The 21277-nt window shown below is 61.0% G+C and carries 22 protein-coding genes and 1 pseudogene; 13 read left to right on the plus strand and 10 right to left on the minus strand.

Annotated features, from left to right (window positions below):
- Position 1: 1 nt before the first annotated feature.
- A complete protein-coding gene (gene maiA, locus SOP95_RS01015; protein WP_323605595.1) occupies positions 2-637 on the plus strand; it encodes a maleylacetoacetate isomerase in 636 nt (211 codons plus the stop codon).
- Positions 638-730: 93 nt separating this feature from the next.
- Here maiA and SOP95_RS01020 read toward each other — a convergent pair whose 3' ends face one another.
- The gene (locus SOP95_RS01020) at positions 731-1534 is read right to left on the minus strand and encodes a SirB1 family protein (protein ID WP_274073967.1); all 804 of its coding nucleotides are present in this window, start codon (positions 1532-1534) and stop codon (positions 731-733) included.
- Between the two features lie 182 nt (positions 1535-1716).
- Here SOP95_RS01020 and SOP95_RS01025 point away from each other — a divergent pair, with 182 nt between their 5' ends.
- Complete coding sequence (locus SOP95_RS01025) at positions 1717-2736, plus strand: Glu/Leu/Phe/Val dehydrogenase family protein (protein ID WP_008054432.1); 1020 nt, start codon at positions 1717-1719, stop codon at positions 2734-2736.
- 188 nt (positions 2737-2924) lie between these two features.
- Here the strand turns inward: SOP95_RS01025 and SOP95_RS01030 are convergent.
- Positions 2925-3164 (minus strand): annotated as a pseudogene (locus tag SOP95_RS01030) (YebG family protein); the annotation flags it as partial.
- Positions 3165-3442: 278 nt separating this feature from the next.
- Here SOP95_RS01030 and SOP95_RS01035 point away from each other — a divergent pair.
- Positions 3443-3943 (plus strand): phosphate-starvation-inducible protein PsiE, encoded by a 501-nt coding sequence (locus SOP95_RS01035; RefSeq protein ID WP_274073966.1) that lies wholly within the window; start codon positions 3443-3445, stop codon positions 3941-3943.
- On the opposite strand, the gene SOP95_RS01040 is transcribed toward SOP95_RS01035, so the two are convergent.
- On the minus strand, positions 3940-4257 hold the full coding sequence (locus SOP95_RS01040) for a DUF3509 domain-containing protein (protein ID WP_274073965.1): 318 nt from the start codon (positions 4255-4257) through the stop codon (positions 3940-3942). The two genes, SOP95_RS01035 and SOP95_RS01040, sit on opposite strands and share 4 nt — an antisense overlap.
- 244 nt (positions 4258-4501) lie before the next feature.
- On the minus strand, positions 4502-5878 hold the full coding sequence (locus SOP95_RS01045) for an L-serine ammonia-lyase (protein ID WP_274073964.1): 1377 nt from the start codon (positions 5876-5878) through the stop codon (positions 4502-4504).
- A 135-nt stretch (positions 5879-6013) separates the two neighbouring features.
- Here SOP95_RS01045 and SOP95_RS01050 point away from each other — a divergent pair, with 135 nt between their 5' ends.
- From SOP95_RS01050 to SOP95_RS01085, 8 genes are all read left to right on the plus strand, one after another.
- Positions 6014-6961, plus strand: a complete 948-nt coding sequence (locus SOP95_RS01050; RefSeq protein WP_274073963.1) for a LysR substrate-binding domain-containing protein — start codon at positions 6014-6016, stop codon at positions 6959-6961.
- A 214-nt stretch (positions 6962-7175) separates the two neighbouring features.
- A complete protein-coding gene (locus SOP95_RS01055) occupies positions 7176-7586 on the plus strand; it encodes an HPF/RaiA family ribosome-associated protein (protein ID WP_274073962.1) in 411 nt (136 codons plus the stop codon).
- Positions 7587-7770: 184 nt separating this feature from the next.
- The gene (locus SOP95_RS01060; protein ID WP_274073961.1) at positions 7771-8070 is read left to right on the plus strand and encodes a DUF3649 domain-containing protein; all 300 of its coding nucleotides are present in this window, start codon (positions 7771-7773) and stop codon (positions 8068-8070) included.
- Positions 8067-9647: a PepSY-associated TM helix domain-containing protein gene (locus tag SOP95_RS01065; protein ID WP_323605596.1), complete on the plus strand. Its 1581-nt coding sequence runs from the start codon at positions 8067-8069 to the stop codon at positions 9645-9647. Before SOP95_RS01060 ends, SOP95_RS01065 begins: the two co-directional genes overlap by 4 nt.
- Complete coding sequence (locus SOP95_RS01070) at positions 9648-9974, plus strand: DUF3325 domain-containing protein (RefSeq protein ID WP_323605597.1); 327 nt, start codon at positions 9648-9650, stop codon at positions 9972-9974. It abuts the gene before it with no gap.
- 4 nt (positions 9975-9978) lie between these two features.
- On the plus strand, positions 9979-10545 hold the full coding sequence (locus tag SOP95_RS01075; protein WP_274073958.1) for an RNA polymerase sigma factor: 567 nt from the start codon (positions 9979-9981) through the stop codon (positions 10543-10545).
- Positions 10542-11531, plus strand: a complete 990-nt coding sequence (locus tag SOP95_RS01080; RefSeq protein ID WP_323605598.1) for a FecR family protein — start codon at positions 10542-10544, stop codon at positions 11529-11531. The genes SOP95_RS01075 and SOP95_RS01080 overlap by 4 nt, the downstream gene beginning before the upstream one ends.
- A gap of 214 nt (positions 11532-11745) precedes the next feature.
- Positions 11746-14172: a TonB-dependent siderophore receptor gene (locus SOP95_RS01085; protein WP_323605599.1), complete on the plus strand. Its 2427-nt coding sequence runs from the start codon at positions 11746-11748 to the stop codon at positions 14170-14172.
- Positions 14173-14229: 57 nt separating this feature from the next.
- Here SOP95_RS01085 and SOP95_RS01090 read toward each other — a convergent pair whose 3' ends face one another.
- Together SOP95_RS01090 and SOP95_RS01095 are read right to left on the minus strand one after the other, a co-directional pair.
- Positions 14230-14649, minus strand: coding sequence for a hypothetical protein (locus SOP95_RS01090; RefSeq protein ID WP_323605600.1), 420 nt, complete (start codon positions 14647-14649; stop codon positions 14230-14232).
- 147 nt (positions 14650-14796) lie between these two features.
- A complete protein-coding gene (locus SOP95_RS01095) occupies positions 14797-15672 on the minus strand; it encodes a helix-turn-helix domain-containing protein (RefSeq protein ID WP_274073954.1) in 876 nt (291 codons plus the stop codon).
- A gap of 138 nt (positions 15673-15810) precedes the next feature.
- Here SOP95_RS01095 and SOP95_RS01100 point away from each other — a divergent pair, with 138 nt between their 5' ends.
- Complete coding sequence (locus SOP95_RS01100; protein ID WP_323605601.1) at positions 15811-16713, plus strand: DMT family transporter; 903 nt, start codon at positions 15811-15813, stop codon at positions 16711-16713.
- Between the two features lie 9 nt (positions 16714-16722).
- Here the strand turns inward: SOP95_RS01100 and SOP95_RS01105 are convergent, their stop codons facing one another.
- Both SOP95_RS01105 and SOP95_RS01110 read right to left on the minus strand, forming a co-directional pair.
- Complete coding sequence (locus SOP95_RS01105) at positions 16723-17232, minus strand: DUF2165 domain-containing protein (RefSeq protein WP_274073952.1); 510 nt, start codon at positions 17230-17232, stop codon at positions 16723-16725.
- A 175-nt stretch (positions 17233-17407) separates the two neighbouring features.
- Complete coding sequence (locus SOP95_RS01110; RefSeq protein WP_323605602.1) at positions 17408-18382, minus strand: 2-hydroxyacid dehydrogenase; 975 nt, start codon at positions 18380-18382, stop codon at positions 17408-17410.
- 199 nt (positions 18383-18581) lie between these two features.
- Between SOP95_RS01110 and SOP95_RS01115 the strand changes: the two genes are divergently transcribed.
- Complete coding sequence (locus SOP95_RS01115) at positions 18582-18839, plus strand: hypothetical protein (RefSeq protein WP_274073950.1); 258 nt, start codon at positions 18582-18584, stop codon at positions 18837-18839.
- Between the two features lie 32 nt (positions 18840-18871).
- Here SOP95_RS01115 and SOP95_RS01120 read toward each other — a convergent pair whose 3' ends face one another.
- Positions 18872-19621, minus strand: a complete 750-nt coding sequence (locus SOP95_RS01120; RefSeq protein ID WP_323605603.1) for a YkgJ family cysteine cluster protein — start codon at positions 19619-19621, stop codon at positions 18872-18874.
- Between the two features lie 87 nt (positions 19622-19708).
- Positions 19709-21271 (minus strand): nitric oxide reductase transcriptional regulator NorR, encoded by a 1563-nt coding sequence (gene norR, locus SOP95_RS01125; RefSeq protein WP_323605604.1) that lies wholly within the window; start codon positions 21269-21271, stop codon positions 19709-19711.
- Between the last annotated feature and the right edge of the window lie 6 nt (positions 21272-21277).

A 21277-nucleotide genomic window follows, 5' to 3' on the forward strand; every position in this document is an offset into this window, starting at 1 on the left:
CATGGAGCTCTTTACCTACTACCGCTCGACTTCGTCCTATCGGGTGCGGATTGCGTTGGCGTTGAAGGGCCTGGATTACCAGGCCCTTCCGGTCAACCTGATCGCGCCGCCAGGTGGCGAACATCGGCAGCCGCCGTATCTGGCCATCAATCCCCAAGGCCGAGTGCCGGCCTTGCGCACCGATGAAGGCGACCTGCTGATCCAGTCACCGGCGATCATCGAGTATCTGGAGGAACGTTATCCACAGGTGCCGCTGCTGTCCACGGACCTCGCGGCCCGCGCCCGTGAGCGTGGCGTGGCGGCGGTGATTGGCTGCGATGTGCATCCGCTGCACAACGTCAGCGTGCTCAACCGGCTGCGCCAATTGGGTCACGAAGAACCGCAGGTGGTGGAGTGGATCGGGCACTGGATCACTCAAGGCCTCGCGACCGTGGAACAATTGATTGGGGAGGAGGGTTACTGCTTCGGGCCTGAGCCAGGTCTGGCGGATGTCTACCTGATCCCGCAGCTGTACGCGGCTGAGCGCTTCAACATCGCCCTTGAGGCGTATCCACGGATTCGTCGAGTGGCGGGGTTGGCGGCGGCGCATCCGGCGTTCATCAAGGCGCATCCGGCTAACCAGCCAGACACCCCATAAAGCCTCGCATGTACCTGTAGGAGCCCGGCTTGCCGGCGAAGAACGATGACGCGGTATGACAGGTACACCGCAGCGCCGGGTACACCCGCATGTTCAATGAACGATGGAATTGGGCGGCAGGTGCCCCAGCCGCTCAGTCAGGCGAATCCGCTGGATCGGGTCGTCGCTGAGCAACAGCGCATGTTCCAGGTCGAAGCGTTCGGCATTCGGGCAGTCCAGCCGTTGGTAGAGGCTGGCCCGGGCCAGGTAGTCGGATGCGCTGGCGTTGCCCAGTTCCAGCACGCGTTCGGCGTCGACCAGCGCGCCAATGTAATCGTCGTGGGAAAGGTGCAGCTGGCGCAAATTACGTGACAGGCGCTGGAGCATTTGCGCGGGGTCGGCGGTGAGCAGGTGCTCAGCGTTGAGTTTCAGGTTCGGGCCGTACTGGCGGTGCAGCAGTTCCCGGCAATCGTTGGGGTACAGGCGCCGGCCGCCGCAGGGGTCGAGCAGATGATCGGCGCCTGGCACCCGCAGCAGGAAATGCCCGGGGAAGTTGACGCCGACCAGGGGAATCTCCAGGCCTCGGGCCAGTTCCAGGGCGATCAGCCCCAGGGCCAGCGGTTGCCCGCGGCGACGCTCCAGGACCTTGTCGAGTAAAGCCACTTGCGGTCGCAAGGGCGCGAAGTCATCCTGGGCGAACCCCAGCTCGACCATGCGCCTGAGCAGGGGTTGCGCCAACTCGCTCACCGGCAGCATTGGCAAGCCGCCACTGATTCGCTGTTGCAGCTCCTTGAAGTGCGCCAATACCGACTCGGGGTTCACCTGGTTGTCATGTTCGACGGCAATCCACAGCGCCGCCTCGAACAGCGCAGGCGGTGATCGTTGCAAGCAGGCGAAAAACGATTGGCGCGGCGTCATCACAATCTCCGGGCTATGCCTCGTTTTAGACCGGTCTATGCCTTTCGTCCAGTACCGCACAGGCGCAATTGCGGTTATTTCCTAAAGCTTGTCTGGCGCCCTCGCTTATTCCGGTGCGCTTCTGCAATTTTTGGGCGCAAGCCTATACTGGCGTCTACAAGAAGTGATTCGGGAGCCCTACGATGTTCGCTCTCATGCAAAGCACTCGCCTTGAATCGCTGCATCTGAGCGTCGACCCGGCCACCGGGTTGAAGGCGGTCATTGCCATTCATAACAGCCGTCTCGGGCCTGCCCTGGGTGGCTGTCGATACCTTGCCTATCCCAGCGACGAGTCCGCGGTCGAGGATGCGGTGCGCCTTGCCCAAGGCATGAGCTATAAGGCGGCGCTGGCCGGGCTGGCCCAGGGCGGCGGCGTGGCGGTGATTATTCGCCCCGTCCATGTGGCCAATCGCGCTGCGCTCTTTGAAGCCTTCGGACGTTGTATCAATCAGCTCGATGGGCGCTACATCACCGCCATCGACAGTGGCACCTCGGTGGCGGACATGGATTGCATCGCCCAACAGACCCAACACGTCACCAGCACCACGTCTGCCGGCGACCCCGCCCCTCACGCGGCGATGGGCGTGTTTACCGGCATTCGCGCGACGGCGATGGCCCGGCTGGGCAGCGATAATCTCGAAGGCCTGCGCGTCGCCATCCAGGGCCTGGGCAACGTCGGTTTTGCCCTGGCCGAACAGTTGCACGCCGCCGGTGCCGAGCTGCTGGTCAGCGACATCGACCACGGCAAGGTCCAACTGGCGATGGAGCAGCTCGGTGCGCACCCGATAGCCAACGATGCATTGCTTAGCACGCCTTGCGACATTCTGGCGCCGTGCGGCCTGGGTGGGGTGCTAAACAGCCACAGCGTGACGCAACTACGCTGCTCGGCGGTGGCCGGTTCGGCGAACAACCAACTGACCCATCTGGACGTCGCCGATCAGCTGGAACGGCGAGGCATCCTGTATGCGCCGGATTACGTGATCAACGCCGGTGGATTGATTTATGTTTCGCTCAAGCATCGTGGCGAAGAGTTGGGGACCATCACCGCGCATTTGTCGAAAATAAGCTCGCGACTCACTGAAGTCTTCGCTCATGCCCAGGCGGAAAAACGTTCGCCGGCTCGAGTGGCGGATGAGCTGGCGGAGAAAGTGTTGTATCGATAAGAAGACCAAAAAGATCGCAGCCTGCGGCAGCTCCTACAAAGGCTGCGATCTTTTGATTTTTACGACGTTGACTTCGCTGCTTTTGCAGCCTTGGCAGGCTTGGCCGGTGCCGTTTGTTCGGCAGCTTCAACCACTTCAGGTACTTCAGGCACTTCAACCTGCGGCGCAGCTTCCGCTGGCGCCGTGAGCAGTTCGGACAAGGCGTCCGGCTGGCTCTTGAATGCCTTGGCGAACACATCGCGGTTCTTCGCCATGTAGATCCCGGCTTCTTCCACTTGCTGTTCGGTCAGGGACGGTACGGCTTTTTGCAACACTTCAGCCAGCAATTCGGCCAGCTCGAGCATTTTGTCATGACGGTCAGCTTCGGCTTTATCCATGAACAAGCGCTCCAGATCTCGGCTGCTGCGGTATACCACTTCGACGGCCATTCACCACCTCACATGCCTTCACATTTGTCAGTCTGATTCGACTACTGTATCTATATACAGCTAAGGATAAGCGAATCCTTTGGGTTTGGGTAGTGGCTTTTCAATGTAGGCCGGTTTCGGGATTTGTCAGGCCTCAGGTATGGGTAGCTGCGACCAAACGCCACGGAGCGCAGTTAACAGCGACTCGCCATCATGGTCGTGGCCTTGTTTCTGCATGCAGAACAACCGTCACGTCCAACCTGCATTATCCGGTCGAGTCGACCTAAGGAAGCATCATCGTGAAAATCAACTGGGCCGAAAAGCTGCGGCAGAACGTGCATGAACTGGCCGAGTCGCTGGGCAACCTGTTCGTCGAAACCTTCCACTACCTGGCGCTGTTCGCCATTGGTGCGGTGACCGCGTGGGCCGCGGTGATGGAGTTTCTCGGGATGCTCGAGAAGGGGGATATCAAGATCGATGACATCCTGCTCCTGTTCATCTACCTGGAACTGGGGGCGATGGTCGGGATTTACTTCAAGACCAACCACATGCCAGTGCGTTTCCTGATCTACGTGGCGATCACGGCGCTTACGCGACTGCTGATTTCCAACGTGTCCCATCACAGTCCACCGGATCTGGGGATCATTTACCTGTGCGGCGGGATTCTGCTGCTGGCGTTTGCGATCCTGGTGGTGCGCTATGCCTCCTCGCAATTTCCGTCGGTGAAGATCGAGCATCCGCACCGTAAGACGGGTGCGGGCTCGGGTGAACATCCGGAAGTGGAGAAGGGCGAACTTTAGAGCCTGATGGACGGGCGCGGACGGTTTTTCACAGAGGGTGGCGGCAGGCTGCGCGTGCCGTCATCGGTCATGGCTTCGAGGATGGCCACCGCGCTGTGGCCCTGTTCGATCGCAATGCCGAACTGAATGCTTTGTACCAGGCGTTTGAGGCGTTGGGGATCGTTGCGTTGCTCGGCACTGATCATGCGTTTGGCTACTACGCGGCCACTGTTGGAGAGGGTCAGCATGATGCTGCCGTCCAGACCCTGAATGCTCAGGTTGATCTGATAATCCGCTGCAAAAGCATCGGTAATGAGCTGAAAAGGGTTGTCCATGATGCGTCACCGCTTGATTGAACGTGCAGTTGTTGACCGGCCATGATCGGGTTGGTTCGCAAACCCGGACCATCGGCCATTTCTCGTCAAATCGCCATCATTGTTCCAAGCGGGATGTAGCAAGGGGCATGCCGGAAAGATTGTCGGACAACAAACGGGGGCAAAAACACGGCGGACACTGTGGTCCGCCTTGTTTTCGCCTACCCTTTTCAGGGCACTGACTGCCCGCATGCCACCAAACCGGTCAGCATTCCACCCAGTTCACCGCCAGGCCGCCACGGGATGTCTCTTTATACTTGTCGTGCATGTCGGCACCGGTGTCGCGCATGGTGCGGATCACCCGATCCAGGGAAATGAAGTGTTTGCCGTCGCCGCGCAGGGCCATCTGCGTGGCGTTGATGGCCTTGACCGCAGCAATCGCATTGCGCTCGATGCACGGCACTTGCACCAACCCGCCGACCGGGTCGCAGGTCAGGCCGAGGTTGTGTTCCAGGCCGATCTCGGCGGCGTTTTCCAATTGCTCCGGCGTGGCGCCGAGCACTTCTGCGAGACCGGCGGCGGCCATGGCGCAGGCTGAGCCGACCTCGCCCTGGCAGCCGACTTCGGCGCCGGAGATCGAGGCGTTTTTCTTGCAGAGAATGCCGACGGCGGCCGCGCCCAGGAAGAACGCCACGACGTCATCGTCCGACGCATCAGGGTTGAACTTCATGTAGTAGTGCAGCACCGCCGGAATGATCCCCGCTGCGCCGTTGGTCGGCGCGGTCACCATGCGCCCGCCGGCGGCGTTTTCTTCGTTGACGGCGAGGGCGAACAGGTTCACCCATTCCATGGCCGACAGGGTCGAAGTAATGACGTTCGGCTTGCCGATTTCCAACAGGCTGCGGTGCAACTTCGCCGCGCGTCGCGGCACATTCAGGCCTCCAGGGAGGATGCCTTCGTGCTCCAGCCCCTGCTCGACACATTCGCGCATCACCGACCAGATGTGCAGCAAGCCCTGACGTATTTCTTCGTCACTGCGCCAGGCCCGTTCGTTGGCCATCATCAGCTCACCAACCCGCAGACCGTGCTGGTTGCAAAGCTTTAGCAGTTCGGCAGCGCTGGAGAAATCGTACGGCAACACCACATCGTTGGCAGGCGCCACACCGGATTCGGCTTCCGCCGCCTCGATGATGAAACCGCCGCCGATCGAGTAGTACGTTTGCTCGAACAGTTCGCCAGTCTCGCCAAACGCGGTCAGGGACATGGCGTTGGGATGGTAGGGCAGGCTCTCGTCGAGCAGCAGCAGATCGCGGGACCAGTCGAACGCGATGCTCGCCTGGCCGGCCAGGGACAACTCGCCGGTTTCCCGCAGGGTATGGATGCGGCTGTCGATGGTGGTGGGATCGATACGGTCTGGCCATTCGCCCATCAGGCCCATTACGCAGGCACGGTCGGTGGCGTGACCGACGCCGGTGGCCGACAAGGAGCCGTAGAGGCGAATCTCCACTCGCCGCACATCGTTCAGCAGCGCCTGGTCGACCAGCGCTTGGGCGAAGGTCGCCGCGGCGCGCATCGGACCGACGGTATGGGAACTGGACGGGCCGATGCCGACTTTGAAGAGATCGAAAACACTGATAGCCATGCTAAAGCCTATTCCTGCAATGGGAGATGAATCGCTGCCATTTTTGTAGGACAAGCGCAATTTCAGCGATACTGCCTCCCTAGGTCCTACGTGACCAACGAAACTTCCTAAGAGAGCCTTTAGCAGGACTAAACGATGAGCCGTCAATTACACGCCCAGACTTATGTCTGGCTGCAGGTGTTTTCCTGTGCCGCACGGCACTTGTCGTTCACCCGTTGCGCAGAAGAACTGCACATAACGCCGGGGGCGGTCAGCCAGCAGATCAGGCAACTGGAGGAGCGCCTGGGTTTTCGCCTGTTTCACCGGCGTGCCCGGGGCGTGGAACTGAGCGCCGAAGGCCAGCGATTGGCCATAACCGTCAACGAGGCCTACGGCAGCATCGATGCGGAATTGCGCCGGCTGGACGCGGGCATGATCAGCGGCACGCTGCGGGTGCGTTCGATCCCTTCCTTCCTGAGCAAATGGCTGACGCCGCGCCTGCCGCGCTTGCAGCAGCGCTTTCCGGACATTCAGTTGCGCCTGGTGGCCGAAGACAGCAGCGTGCCGTTGCACGAAGGCGATTTCGACCTGGCCATCGACCTCAACGACGGCAGCTATCCGGGCCTGTTATCCACAGCCTTGCTCGACGAGCAGATTTTCCCGGTCTGCGCCCCGAGCCTGTTGCGCGGGCGTCCGCCGTTGCATGGCCCGGCGGACCTGCTGCATTTTCCGTTGCTGCATGACATCACTGCCTGGCGCGGCAGTTACGAATATGCGGAATGGGAGTTTTATCTGGATGCCATCGGCTTTGAAGGCGCGGATGTGCGGCGCGGACATACCTTCAATCGCAACCACCTGACCATCGAAGCGGCCATCGCCGGAATGGGCGTGGCCATCGCCCGACGCACGCTGCTCAATGACGAGCTGGAGCGGGGCGCATTGATCGTACCGTTCGGCCTGGCGGTGCCCAATCACAAGCGCTACATGGTGCTCTACGCGCCAGGGGCGCTGAGCCATCCGGGGGTGCGGGCGGTGCACGACTGGCTGGTGGAGGAAGCGGGGATTTTTCGCGGCCTGCACCCGCTGTCGGAGGGGCAGATGTGAGAATTCGTGACGAAGGAGCGGGTCGACCCAACTCCCGACCTTAACAGCGCATTTACCGGTTGTCCGGCTTTTTTTGCGAATAGATATTTATCTTTTTCTAGGGGTTGAAATGTTCATCGTACAGACCGATTGTGTAACCAAGAGGTCACGGTGATGACGCCCAAGGGCTTAGCTGACCGGCCTCTCGCGAGCTAGCTGAAATAAGGGATGAACTATGCAAATCCAAGTCAATAGCGATAACCATATTCAAGGCAGTAAACGACTGGAGGAGTGGGTACGTACTACCATTGAGAGCACGCTCGAACGCTACGAAGAGGACCTGACACGTGTCGAGGTCCACCTGCGGGACGAGAACGGCGACAAGCCTGGTCCCCACGATATGCGCTGCCAGCTGGAAGCGCGGCCAAAAGGCCACCAACCGATTTCTGTCACCCATAAAGCCGCCAGCCTGGAACTGGCGATCGACGGAGCCGCCGAGAAACTCGAGCATGCGCTGGAACACCTGTTCGGCAAATTGCGAGGCAAACCACGCGCCGCGGTAGTGCCGTTCGAGCCGAGGGCTCGCGCTGATGTGCTCCTGGAAGAAGAGTTTCTTGAAAACGAACAGGCTGCGCAAAACGCCTGACGCCTGATTCACTTTTTACCTTCCCACCGAAAACGGGCCTGCATTGCAGGCCCGTTTTGTTTTTTGTACCTGCTGGAACCTGATCTCATCCGACAGTTTTGCGTATGAGAATATTTATCATTAATATAGCGCCTTGCTGGCCCCGTGACGTTCATGGGGCCTCACCCGGTTTCAAGGTCGCGACATGAAAGCCAAGACACTCCCTGTTTCCTATCGCCTGGCGGTCACTTCGCGGGTGCTGGCTGCCGTGTTCGGCGGCTATCTGGTGACCACGTTGGCCAGCGTGTGCCTGACGCTTTGGGCCCCCATGGCCCGCACCGAAGCGGTAGTGACCGGGATGATGAGCTCGTTCGTGGTTTATCTGCTGGCGGTGATCTGGTGTTTTGCCTGTCGCTCAGCATGGCGGGCCTGGTTCGGATTGATCGTGACGGGCCTGGTTTTGGCAGCGGCAGCGGGGATGGGGTACTGGATGGAGCGGTCATGAAAGAGGGCTTTCGCCAGGCCATGGCCTGGCTGCACACCTGGGCCGGCCTGATTTTCGGCTGGCTGCTGTTTGCGATTTTCCTGACCGGCACCCTCGCTTATTTCAAGGACGAGACCAACCACTGGATGCAGCCGGAAATCCCCGCCCGTCCAGTGTCCACCGAGGCCAGCCTGGCGCTGGCCCAGGCCTATCTTGGGCAGCACGCCCCGGGCGCTGCGCGCTGGATCATCGATTTACCCAGTGCCCGCGATCCCCGCCTGTCGGTGCGCTGGCAGCAGACGCCGGCCAAGCCCGGCGAGCGCGGCCAGCTCACGGAGAAACTCCTCGACCCGCAAACCGGCAACCAAGTGCAGGGCCGCGAGACTCGGGGTGGCGAGTTCTTCTACCGCTTCCACTTTCAACTGCAAATGCCTTATCCGTGGGGCCGCTGGTTGTCGACCCTTGCGGCCATGGTGATGTTTGTCGCGCTGATCAGCGGCATCATCACCCACAAGAAAATCTTCAAGGACTTCTTCACCTTCCGTCCGCGCAAGGGCCAGCGTTCCTGGCTCGACGGGCATAACGCGGTGGGTGTGCTGGTGTTGCCGTTCCACCTGATGATCACCTATAGCAGCCTGGTGATTTTCATGGCGATGGTGATGCCGGCGAGCATCGTTGCCGCCTATAAGGGCGATGCCCAGGCGTTTTACAGCGAAGTTTTTCCGGCGGCCAATACGCCGCCATCGGCTGGCAAACCTGCGCCGTTGGTGGCGTTGGCGCCCTTGCTGGAGCAGGCTCGCGGGCAGTGGTCGGGCGGTCGGGCCGCACGCGTGACGGTGAGCAATCCTGGCGATGCGAATGCCTCGGTGATCCTGGCCCGGGAAAGCGCGGACCGGGTGGTCTACGACTATGGCAGCGCCGTGACCTTCAATGGCGTGACCGGTGAACTGCTCGACTCGACACCACCACGAACCCTGCCCATGGCGATAGCCGGCGGATTCTATGGCTTGCACATGGGGCACTTCGCCGGCCCGCTGTTGCGCTGGCTGTATTTCATCTGCGGACTGGCGGGCACGGCAATGATCGGCACCGGGCTGGTGATCTGGCTCGGCAAGCGTCAGCTCAAGCATGTCAAAAGCGGCGTGCTGCCATTTGAATTGCGGCTGGTGGAGGTCCTTAACATCGCCAGCATGTCGGGGTTGCTGGTCGCCGTCGCCGTATACTTCTGGGCCAACCGGCTGCTGCCGGTCGGCATGGTCGGGCGAGCGGATTGGGAGGTCGACAGCTTCTTTATCGTGTGGGGCTTGAGCCTGCTGCATGCCCTGGTCCGCCGGGGTCGCGCCGCGTGGGTGGAGCAGTTGACGCTGGCGGCGGCGCTGTTTGCCGCGGTGCCGTTGCTCAACGCCTTGACCACGCCCTGGCACCTGGGCGTCTCGCTTGTTGAGGGTGATTGGGCCATGGCCGGTTTCGATCTGGCGTGCCTGGCCAGCGGCCTGCTCCTCGGATGGGCCGCCTGGAAAATGCAGCGCGCAGAGCGGGCAAAAGCCCGTGGACAGCAACGCGCCCGATCGACCCATCTTGAGCAAGAGGCGAACTGAATGTTGCTGGTCTCGTTGCTCTGCTACGCCGGTTTCACGGCACTGTGTTTGTCCATGGATCGGCACCATGCCGACTTGCTGGGGCGCAAACCGTCGCAGCGCTTATGCCTGGGATTGAAGCTGGCTGGCGGGCTGTTGCTTGTGCTGTCGCTCTGGATCGCGGTGTCGGTCCCAGGCTGGGCGTTGGGGCTGGTGGAGTGGTTCGCGGTGCTGATGCTCAGTGCCTTGCTGCTGGTGTTGCTGCTGCCGTATCGCCCGCGCCTGGCGTTGGCGCTGGCCGGACTGAGCCTGTTGGCCAGCCCGATGGCCGCCATGGCGCAGTACTGAATCGATGACGCCCCCCGAATCCCCTGAGATCGAGCACGCCGAACCACGCTGCGCCCGTGCGCATTTTCTCCAGGTGTTTCTCTCCCAGCGTTCGCAAATGGAAGCGCTGGTGAATCGTCGCGTCGGTTGCCGGGCAACGGCGGCGGACCTGGTGCAGGACCTGTTCGTCCGTTTCTGGCGCCGCCCCCTGGTGCAGGTTGAAGAGCTCAGTACCTACCTGTTGCGCTGCGCCGGCAACATCGCCATCGACCATTTGCGCAGTGAAGGCACGCGGGTGCGGGCCAACGAAGGCTTGATGGCGCAACCGTCGGACAGCGTGGGCGGCGAACCGCAAGCGGCGCTGGAGGCGGGCAACGATCTGCGCCATGTCGAAGCGGCATTACGCGCGTTGCCCGAGCGCACGCGGCAGATCTTCCTGCTCAACCGCATCCATGGCCGCAAGTACGCCGAGATCGCCAAGGCCATGGGCCTGTCCCAAAGTGCCGTGGAAAAACATATGATGCGCGCGCTCGAGGCCTGCAAGGCCAGCCTGCGGGAGCCCGACCCGCGCACGCCAGGGAAAGCACCGTGAATAGCATCGAACGCGTCATGCCGACGCCCGCTCAGGAACAGCAAGCGCTGGCCTGGCTGAGTCTGTTGCATGACCAGCCCAGCAGTGGTGATCAGGTCACCTTCAGCCAGTGGTTGCAGGCCGACCCGGCCCATGCCGAGGCGTATGCCCGTGCCCAAGTGCTGTGGCAGTTGAGTGAAGTGCCGGCGCGCACGCTTGCCGATGAGGATGCGCTGGCCTTGCAGGGTTACCTCAACGCGATGAATCGCTCACGCCGCAGCAGCGTCCGGCGTTGGTCGGGTGCGCTGGCCATGGCGGCTTGCCTGCTGCTGATGATCAGCCTTGGCAGCGGTTGGCAGCCGTTGCGCTGGATCGATGACCTGGGCGCCGATTATGTCTCGGCACCGGGGCAAATCCGCACCGTCACCCTGGCCGACCATTCGCAAGTCACTCTCGATGCCGACAGTGCGATTGCCGTGGATTTCAGCGGTGGCGAGCGGCATGTGCAGGTGCGGCGCGGCGCCGGATTTTTCAGCGTGGTCCACACCGGAGAGCCCTTTGTGGTCGACGCCGAGAAGGGGCAGGCGCGGGTGCTTGGCACAGAGTTCGAGGTGCGCCTGCAACCCAAGAGGGCGCAGGTGACAGTGTTGTCGGGTCGGGTTGGCGTGACGGCGGACAGGAACGCGGAGCAGCAGATCCTGACGGCTGGCCAGCAGGTGGTCTATGGCGAAGGTTCGGCGCAGAAGCTCCACGCGGTGGACAGCGAGGCTCAGTTGGCGTGGCGCCAAGGTTGGCTCAATTACTACAAGGCGACGCTGGCCGATGTGGTTGAGGATTTGCAGCGGTATTACCCCGGGCGGATCGTGTTGCTCAATGATGAGCTGGCCAAGCGAACGGTTAGTGGCAGTTTTCCGAGCAAGAATCCGCAGGCGGTTTTGAGTTCCTTGCAGGGGGTGTTGGGGTTTGAGCAGCATCAGGTTCTGGGGCGTCTGATCATTTTGCGGTGAGGCCACTGGCCCTTTCGCTGGCAAGCCAGCTTCTACAGGTTGAACGCGGTCCCCTGTAGGAGCTGGCTTGCCAGCGAAGGCGTCAGATCAAACACCTCAACGTCCAAAAAAAAATATTTCAACTTTCTGCTGAGGTAAACCCGAATGCCATCCGTGTAGTGATTGAAACTGCGAGTCATTCGCATCCGTTGCGGTTCTACACAGGTCATGAGTCATGAAGTCCAGGGCAATATCGGGTTCGGTCAAACAGTGGTTGGGTGTGTCTGCGTTGAGCTTCGCGGCGTTGGCGCTGCTGCCGTTGAATGGGGTGATGGCCGCGCAGGCCAACGCCCGGCAAAGTTCGCTGTTCAGCTTTTCGATGGCCGCCAAACCACTGCCCCAGGCCTTGAGCGACTTCAGCCAGGTCACCGGCATCAGCGTGGTCTACACCGATGAAGCGCCTTACGCCCTCAATGCCCCGGCGCTCAACGGCCAGTTGAGTGCCGAACAGGCCCTGCAGCGTTTGCTCAGCGGTTCTGGCCTGACCTTCCGCCGCATCGATGGCCACACCATGGCCCTGGAGCCGCTACCGACCGAGGGCGCGCTGAACCTGGGTGCCACCACCATTACCTCGGTGATGGATCAGTCCACCAGCTACCAGCCGCCACCCACCAGTTCGGTGATGCGCACCTCGACGCCGCTTCAGGAAACTCCCCAGACGGTCAACATCGTCCCGGCCCAGGTCATTCGCGACCAGGCGCCGCGCAACCTCGATGACGCGCTGGCGAACGTCAGCGGCATCACCCAGGGCAACACGCTGGGCAGCACCCAGGATTCGGTGATGACCCGCGGTTTCGGCGATAACCGCAACGGCTCGATCATGCGCGACGGCATGCCGCTGGTGCAGGGGCGGGGCATGAACGCCACGGTGGACCGGGTTGAAGTGCTCAAGGGCCCGGCCTCGTTGCTCTACGGCATCCAGGATCCCGGCGGGGTGGTCAACATGGTCAGCAAGCAGCCGCAGCTTGATCCGTACAACGCCCTGACCTTGCGGGGCTCGACCTATGGTGAAGGCAAGAACGGCAGTGGTGGCACCTTTGACAGCACGGGCGCCCTGGGCGATTCCGGCTTCGCCTACCGCATGGTGCTGGACCACGAAGACGAAGATTACTGGCGCAACTACGGCGTGCACCGCGAGACCCTGGTGGCGCCGTCGCTGGCCTGGTTCGGGGAAAGCACCAAGCTGTTGTTCGCCTATGAACACCGGGAGTTCCTGACCCCGTTCGACCGTGGCACGGTGATCGATCCCCGGGACAACCATCCGCTGGACATCCCCCGGGATCGCCGGCTCGACGAACCCTTCAACAACATGGAAGGGCGCTCTGACCTGTATCACTTCCAGGCCGATCACGAACTCAACGACAACTGGACAGCCCATTTCGGCTACAGCTGGAACCGCGAAACCTATGACGCCAGCCAGGTGCGCGTGACCGCCATCGACACCAACAAGGGCACGCTGACACGCAGCATGGACGGCACGCAGAATGCAATCAGCACCGACCGTTTCACCACCGCCAGCCTCGAAGGCAAGGTCAATGTCGCGGGCATGCAACACGACCTGGTGTTCGGGATCGATGACGAATACCGCAAGATCTACCGCGCCGACCTGATCCGCCAGAAAAGCCTGACCACCTTCAGCTACCTCGACCCGGTGTACGGCCGTGAAGTGCCAGGCACCACGGTCAGCCCGGCCGACAGTGCCCAGACCGACAAACTGCGCAGCGATTCGGTGTTCATGCAGGACTCGATCCACCTCACCGACCAATGGATCCTGGTGGCGGGCGCACGCTTCCAGGAGTACGACCAGTACGCCGGCAAAGGCGTGCCATTCAAGGCCAACACCGACAGCAACGGGCAGAAATGGGTGCCGCGCGCCGGTCTGGTCTACCGCTACACCGATGAGCTGTCGTTCTATGGTAGCTACACCGAATCGTTCAAGCCCAACTCGACCATCGCGCCGTTGAGCGGCAGCAGCACAGTGCTCGATGGCAGCATTGCGCCGGAAGAAGCCAAGTCCTGGGAAGTCGGGGCCAGGCTGGAAATGCCGGGCCGCGTAACGGGCAACATCGCGCTGTTCGACATCAACAAACGCAACGTCCTGGTGGCCAATTCCGAAGGCCCGGTGACCCTCTACAGCGCGGCGGGCGAAGTGCGTTCCCGCGGCCTGGAAGTGGATTTGAGCGGCCAGCTCAGCGACCGTTGGAGCATGATCGGCAGCTATGCCTACACCGATGCCGAAGTGACCGAAGACCCGGTCTACAAAGGCAAGCAGCTGCAGAACGTGGCCAGGAACAGCGGCTCGCTGTCGGCGGTGTACGACTTTGGCAGCCTCATCGGTGGCGATCAGCTGCGGGTGGGCGCAGGCGCGCGTTATGTCGGGGAGCGAGCGGGTAATGCCGTGAATGATTTCGACCTGCCGAGCTATACCGTCGCCGATGCGTTCGCCACGTACGACACCCAGCTCGATGGGCAGCGGGTCAAGTTTCAGCTCAACGTGAAGAACCTGTTTGACCGCACCTACTACACCTCGGCGGCGAGCCGGTTCTTCGTGTCGATGGGGGATTCGCGGCAGGTGACGTTGTCGAGTACGTTGGAGTTTTGATGAGGGTTGGCACTACCCTTGCCGTGTTATCGGCAAGGGTAGTGAATTGAGCAGACGTTATTCGCCTTGAATGTTGATTTTTCCGGTCGCCCACAATTTTGGAGCGCTGGATCCGCTTTGTAAGTGACCTTGGAAGTAAATGTCGCAACTATGCTTTACTTTATCAATTGACTTGATGGTAATCCGGAAATCGTCGCTGTGGACGAGTGAATAAACCTTGTGTCCCCCATCATATGCTTCCCGGAACCAAAACTTGTCTACTTCCGAGAAATGGATATCGCCCTCTTTGATAGAGTTGTGAAACCTAAGCCACATGTCGTAACTATTGTCAGGCATGGTGGCCCGCATTGTAATTAGGTCCGGGCTTAAATATTTCATGTTGGCGTTGGAAAGGATAAAGATCTCAGGAAAACTTTCAAGGCGAATCTTCATGGTATTTGATTCGCTGCTAACGATTTCTTCTTTAGTTTTGGGCATGGGATAGAACTCCTTGGGTTGAGTGGGGAGTGTTATCTATCCGGGTGTGGATGGATACTGTCAGAAATACTAGTATTTAATCGTATTCAATAGTGTTTCGAAATAAACAATTAGTTATTGTGTTGGGGATGAATATGAGGTTTCGATTTATTGTAAAAAAGCCTGTCGATACTCTCCAGGCGTTCCCCCCAATACCTGCCGAAATCGATTGGTGAAGTGACTAGCGCTGGCAAACCCGCACGCCAACGCAATCTCCCCCAACGGCTGCGAAGTTGAGCGCAACAATTCCCGCGCCCGGCTCAGTCGCCGCGCGAGCACATACTGATGCGGCGGCAACCCAAAGCTCTCACGAAACATCCGCGCAAAGTGATACTCCGACAGCGCACACAACGCAGCCAACTGCCCCAGGCTGATGGCCTCGGCCAACTGACTGTCGATGAACTCCACCAACTGCCGGCGCTGATGCGCAGCCAATCCGCCCTTGAGGCGCAAACCTTGACGAGTACCGACCTGGCTGAGCAGCGCATGGGCGAGCATCTCGTGGGCCAGGCTGCTGGTGAGCAGGCGTTCGCCCGGTTCGTGCCAATTGAGGGTGATCAACCGTCGAAAGCGCGCCGCCTGCTGCGGGTCATCGAGAAAGGTTTGCTCGCGCAACTGCATTTGCCGGGGCTCGCGATCGAGCAGGGTGACGCAGCCCAGGGCAAATTGCTCGGGGCTGAAATACAGGTGTGCCAGGCGAATGTCGCCGTTGATCACCCAGCCTGACTGATGCTCGGCCGGCAGGATGCACAGTTTGTCCGGGCCGCCCTTGGTGCCGGGCTGGTCACGGCGGAAGGTGCCGGTGCCGCCGGCGATGTAGCAGGACAAGGTGTGGTGACTCGGCGCTGCGTAGTCCTGGGCGTCGTGATGGTTGCTCCACAGGGCCGCAGCCATGCCGTCACCGAGCTCGGCGCTGTGCTCCAGGCGAGCATTGGGCGAGCGGTTGAGGGCTTGAAAGACTTGCAGGGTTTCCAGTGCGGGCATGATCGTTCTCTCCAACGCCTTGCATCCTACTCCGTAAGCGTTCGCCTGCCAGCCCGTCGCCGGACAAAAGCGCAAGATTATGCAAGTGCGGCGCATCGTGGCGCAGGACACTGGGCACCTAGCCGAGGAGCCTTTGTCATGAACCTTTCGTTGTACCTGCTGACTGTGTTGATCTGGGGCACCACCTGGATTGCCCTGAAATGGCAACTGGGCGTGGTGGCGATTCCCGTGTCCATTGTCTATCGCTTTGGTTTGGCGGCGCTGGTGCTGTTCGTGATCCTGTTGCTCAGCCGCCGCCTGCAAGTGATGAACCGCCGCGGGCATCTGATTTGCCTGGCGCAGGGGTTGTGCCTGTTCTGTGTCAACTTCATGTGTTTCCTCACCGCCAGCCAGTGGATCCCCAGCGGCCTGGTCGCCGTGGTGTTTTCCACGGCTACGCTGTGGAATGCGCTGAATGCACGGGTGTTCTTCGGCCAGAAAATCGCCCGCAATGTGCTGATGGGCGGCGCCTTGGGCTTGCTCGGCCTGGGCCTGTTGTTCTGGCCCGAGCTGGTCGGGCACACGGCCAGCCCGCAAACCTTGCTCGGCCTGGGCCTGGCCCTGTGCGGCACCTTGTGTTTCTCGGCGGGGAACATGCTGTCGAGCCTGCAGCAAAAAGCCGGGCTCAAGCCGCTGACGACCAATGCCTGGGGCATGGCCTACGGCGCGGCGATGTTGTGTGCCTGGTGCCTGGCCAAGGGCATTGCCTTCGACATGGAATGGAACGCACGCTACATCGGCTCGCTGTTGTACCTGGTGATCCCCGGTTCGGTCATTGGGTTCACCGCTTACCTGACCCTGGTCGGGCGCATGGGCCCCGAGCGCGCCGCCTATTGCACCGTACTGTTTCCGGTGGTGGCGCTGAATGTCTCGGCGTTTGCCGAAGGCTACCAATGGACCCCTCCGGCGCTCGTGGGCCTGATGATGGTCATGCTGGGCAACGTGCTGGTGTTTCGCAAGCCCAGGGCGAGCGCCAGCGCCGTGCCGGGAAAGCTGGCTTGAGCAGGCTGTTCAATTGTCTTTTACGGCGGTGAGATAAATCAGGGCAAGAAACATGTATTCAATGTTTCTTTGTGCCCAATCATTGGCATTACGTTGAGTAGAGTACTCCAGGTCAAACCACTCATTGAGTATGGTGACGTATAGAAGTTGGTAAACAATGATGCCTGTCACGAGGCCAGCGATCGCGAATTTTTTTGCTTCGTGAAACTCTTGGCGTGGAGCATCGACTTTTCGGTAAAGCTGATAAGTTCCCGCCATGCAGCTGAAAGTGAAAATGGTCTCCAGCGAAATGATCGCCCAGTAAAATCGATGATGAAACATGTTGGAGGTGATTGCCCTGTAGCGTCGGGAATCGTTGCCCTCGGTATTGCTCATGCTGATGATGTGCCCGATATAGTCGGCGTATGCCGCATAGTCGGTGACATTGTTGATGAGCGTCATCAGTCCGAACAATGCCGCTGTCAAAACAATCAGTATTTTGCTCCGCCTTATCACACAGATGGTGGTTAGTTTATTCATGGGGGTATTCTCCGAGTGCACGTTTGGTGCTCTTTTAATCGCTCGGAGTTTATAACTGTTCAGACAAGTTCGGCCGGAGACTGCATTGCAAGTTATGTCGTCTTTCAATAGCAATTCAGCGTTTTTTAATGTTGCGCAAAGTGGCACGTCCAGCCAGAGACGTGCCATCGTTCAATCAGCCTTTCCAAACCTGCGGGTTGACCAGATCTTGTGGGCGCTCGCCCAGCAAGGCACTGCGCAGGTTCGCCAGGGCACGGTTGGCCATGGCGTCGCGGGTTTCATGGGTGGCCGAACCGATATGCGGCAAGGTCACGGCGTTTTTCAGTTGAAACAGTGGTGATTCGGCCAGCGGTTCTTTTTCATACACATCCAGCCCGGCGCCGCGGATGCGGTTGTTTTGCAGCGCCTCGATCAGTGCCGGTTCATCTACCACCGGACCACGGGCAATGTTCACCAGGATCGCGCTCGGCTTCATCAGGGCCAGTTCGCGATGGCTGATGAGGTGCCTGGTTTTCTCGCTGAGCGGGACCACCAGGACGACGAAGTCGGCTTCAGCCAACAGCTCGTCCAGGCTGCGCATCTGCGCGCCGAGCTCCTGTTCCAGCGAAGTCTTGCGGCTGTTGCCGCTGTAGATGACCGGCATGTTGAAGCCCAGGCGACCCCGGCGCGCGATGGCCGCGCCGATATTGCCCATGCCGACGATGCCCAGGGTCTTGCCGTGGACGTCGCAGCCGAACAGCGGGGTACCGACGCTGGCTTGCCATTGACCTGCCTTGGTCCAGGCGTCGAGTTCGGCGACGCGGCGCGCACTGCTCATCAACAAGGCGAAGGCCAGGTCGGCGGTGCTTTCAGTGAGCACGTCCGGCGTGTTGGTGAGCATGATCCCGCGCTCGTTGAAATAGGCCACGTCATAATTGTCATAGCCCACCGAGACGCTGGACACGACTTCCAGCCGGGCGGCGTTTTCCAGTTGTGCGCGACCCAGCTTGCGACCGACCCCGATCAAGCCGTGGGCATGGGGCAGGGCTTCGTTGAACTGGGCGTTGATGTCGCCCTTTTTCGGGTTCGGCACGATGACGTCGAAGTCTTGTTGCAGGCGTTCAACCATTTCTGGCGTGACGCGGCTGAAGGCGAGGACGGTCTTTTTCATGGGCAAAGGGCTCTTCGGGCGCAGGAGAATGGGTGGAAAGCTACAAGCTTCAAGCGCCAGGCCGCAAGTTAAAAGCTACCCGCAGCGCTTTTAACTTGACGCTTGCAGCTTGGAGCTTGCAGCTGCCATTCCGCTATACTGTCGTCTTTCGCGGCCCGCTGACCGGGCCCGACACAGTGTGCATCACCCGGAGCTTTTCATGACTTCCCCGAAACAACCGCCGGTAGCCGACGCCTTGGGCGCCGAACAGGCAGAGCTGCCAGGCAGCGTCGACTCCAGCGCTGACAGCGAGACCAAACCCGCTATCCCGGCGTTCAAGTTCCCATTCAAGCCGGGTGAGCTGCAGGCCAACAAGGACGCCAGCCAGCCGTGGTACAAGAATGGCGCCAAGAATGGCCACACCAAGACGCCGGGGATGGCGCCTCCGGGTACACGCCGTTCGATGGGCAAGCGTTAGGTTTCAGGTTTATCCAGCGGGCCTTCGTGGCATCAAGCCGCCCGCAATGAAATAAACGCGTAGTCGGCGGGTGGCTCAGTCACCACCTGCGCACCCGCCGCCATTACGCGCCCCGCGATATCGTCCCCCGACACATGAAACTGCCACTCACTTTCCCAGACCGGTAACGTCTGCCCGGCCAATTCGTCGATGATCGTTGCAAACTCGGTCATGTCCGGCAGGTAAGCGGTAAACCCGTCGCCCTTGAGGGCCGTCGTACGAATCCCCAATAACGCGCAAATCGCATCCTTGATGTGGATGTCGTCGCGATCCGCCTGGCGGGAGCGCTGGATAAGTTGCGCCAGTTCCGGGTCCACCAGTTGGCCACCCACAATCAGCTGCGGCCCTGTTTCCCACGATTGCGGCGGGCATTCCTTGGCGGCGATGTTCAGGGGAATGTGCGGATTGATCTCCATCGGATAGATGCGGCACACCAGCGGCCGGCGCTCATAGATGCGGCACAGGTTGTCCTGGTCCAGATGGCGGCAGGCACCGGTGCTATAGGCGGCAAAAGTGATGGCAACGTAAACCTCGCAGGCGCCGCTGCGCACCAGCGCCGAGCGCGCTTCGGCATGCTCGCGTTGCTGCGCCGACAGGCCCAGGCCATTACTCAGGAAGGCTTCCACCAGCACGATCACCTGGCCACCGTCAGCCGCCCACATCCGGGCTTCGGGCAGGGTCAGGGGTACGTGGTGGTCATTGCAGCATTTGCCACAGCCTACACAGGAAAACGTCGTATTCATTGAGCGGTCAGTCGCATCCGAGGGCAGTCAGCGGCGTCGGAATGTCGCCGCGAAGGTTGCTGTGGAAGCAAGTTATGCGCCACGGTGCTATTTCATCCCCAGGCGCTTGGCCATCCGCCCGAGATTGGCCCGGTCCAGGCCCAGCTCCCGGGCAGCACTCGCCCAGTTGTGATGGTGGCGCTCCAGGCAGGCGCCGATCAATTGGCGCTGGTAACGCTCGGTGGCTTCGCGCAAATCTCCCGTCACCGATTCGACGTCGACAACAGCGGGTTGCTCGGCGCTGACTTCGACGCCGGCTTCGACACGGGCATGGGGCAGGTCGAGGTCGGCGGCACTCAAACTGAGGATCTTCGGGCGATCCTTGCAGTTACCCAACGCCTTCAATGCACTGCGGCCGATCAGGTGTTCCAGCTCGCGCACATTGCCGGGCCAGTCGTAGGCCAGCAACGCCGCCTGGGCGTCGATGCTCAGGCGCAGGCTGTTGAGGCCCATGCGCGAGCGGTTCTGCTCGAGGAAAAAACCGCTGAGCAGCAACACATCCCGCCCGCGATCCCGCAGCGCCGGGACCAGCAGGGGATAGACACTGAGGCGGTGATAGAAGTCGGCGCGGTAACGGCCACTGCGCACTTCCTCGGCCAGGTCGCGGTTGGTCGCCGCGATCAGTCGCACGTCGACCTGATGTTCCTTGTCCGAACCCAGTCGCTGCAGCTGGCCGCTTTGCAGCACGCGCAGCAGTTTGGCCTGCACCGTCAGCGACAGTTCGCCGACTTCATCGAGAAACAGCGTGCCGCCGTTGGCCAGTTCAAACTTGCCACGGCGATCGTTCAGCGCCCCGGTAAAGGCGCCGCGGACATGCCCGAACAGTTCGCTCTCCACCAGCGTATCGGGCAACGCCGCGCAGTTGAGGCTGATGATCGGTTTGTCGGCGCGAGGCGAGGCGGCATGGATGGCCTGGGCCACCAGCTCCTTGCCGACCCCGGTTTCCCCGGTGATCAGCACCGTCAGATCGCTACCGCCCACCAGGTCGATCTCTTCCACCAGGCGTTTGTGCGCCTTGCTCTGGCCGATCATCTCGCGGTGTTGCTGGCCGCTGGCCTGGCGGTAGACCTCGGCGCGCTGGTGTTCGTCTTCGACTCGGTTGTTCAACCGCTCGATGCGTTCGGCGGCGTTGACGGTGGCCGCGGCGAGGCTGGCGAAGGCTTCCAGGGCATCCAGCTCGACCGGTTCGAACTGTTCCGGATTGAGCGCGTCGAGGGTCAGCAGGCCCCACGGCCGCTCGTCGATGAACAGCGGGCAGCCCATGCAATCGTGGACTTCCAGGTGATCGTCGAGACCATCGACCAGGCCGTCATAGGGGTCGGGCATATCGCTGTCGGCAGCAAAGCGCGTGGGGCCGGTGCTACTGAGCAAGGCCTGGAAACGCGGGTGCTCGCTGACTTTGAAGCGCCGACCGAGGGTGTCGGTGCTCAACCCGTCGACGGCCAGCGGCACCAGCCATTCGCCATCGAGGCGCAGCAGGGCGGCCGCGTCGCAAGGGAGCAGGGCACGCATGGCTTCCAGCAGGCGCCGATAGCGCTCGCCTTCGGGGAGTTCACGGGACAGGTCGGAGACCAGGGGCAGCAGGGCGGTTAACAGGGATTTTGCAGTCATAGTGAC

This window comes from Pseudomonas sp. YuFO8, assembly GCF_035065025.1.
Lineage (GTDB): Bacteria > Pseudomonadota > Gammaproteobacteria > Pseudomonadales > Pseudomonadaceae > Aquipseudomonas > Aquipseudomonas putida_AE.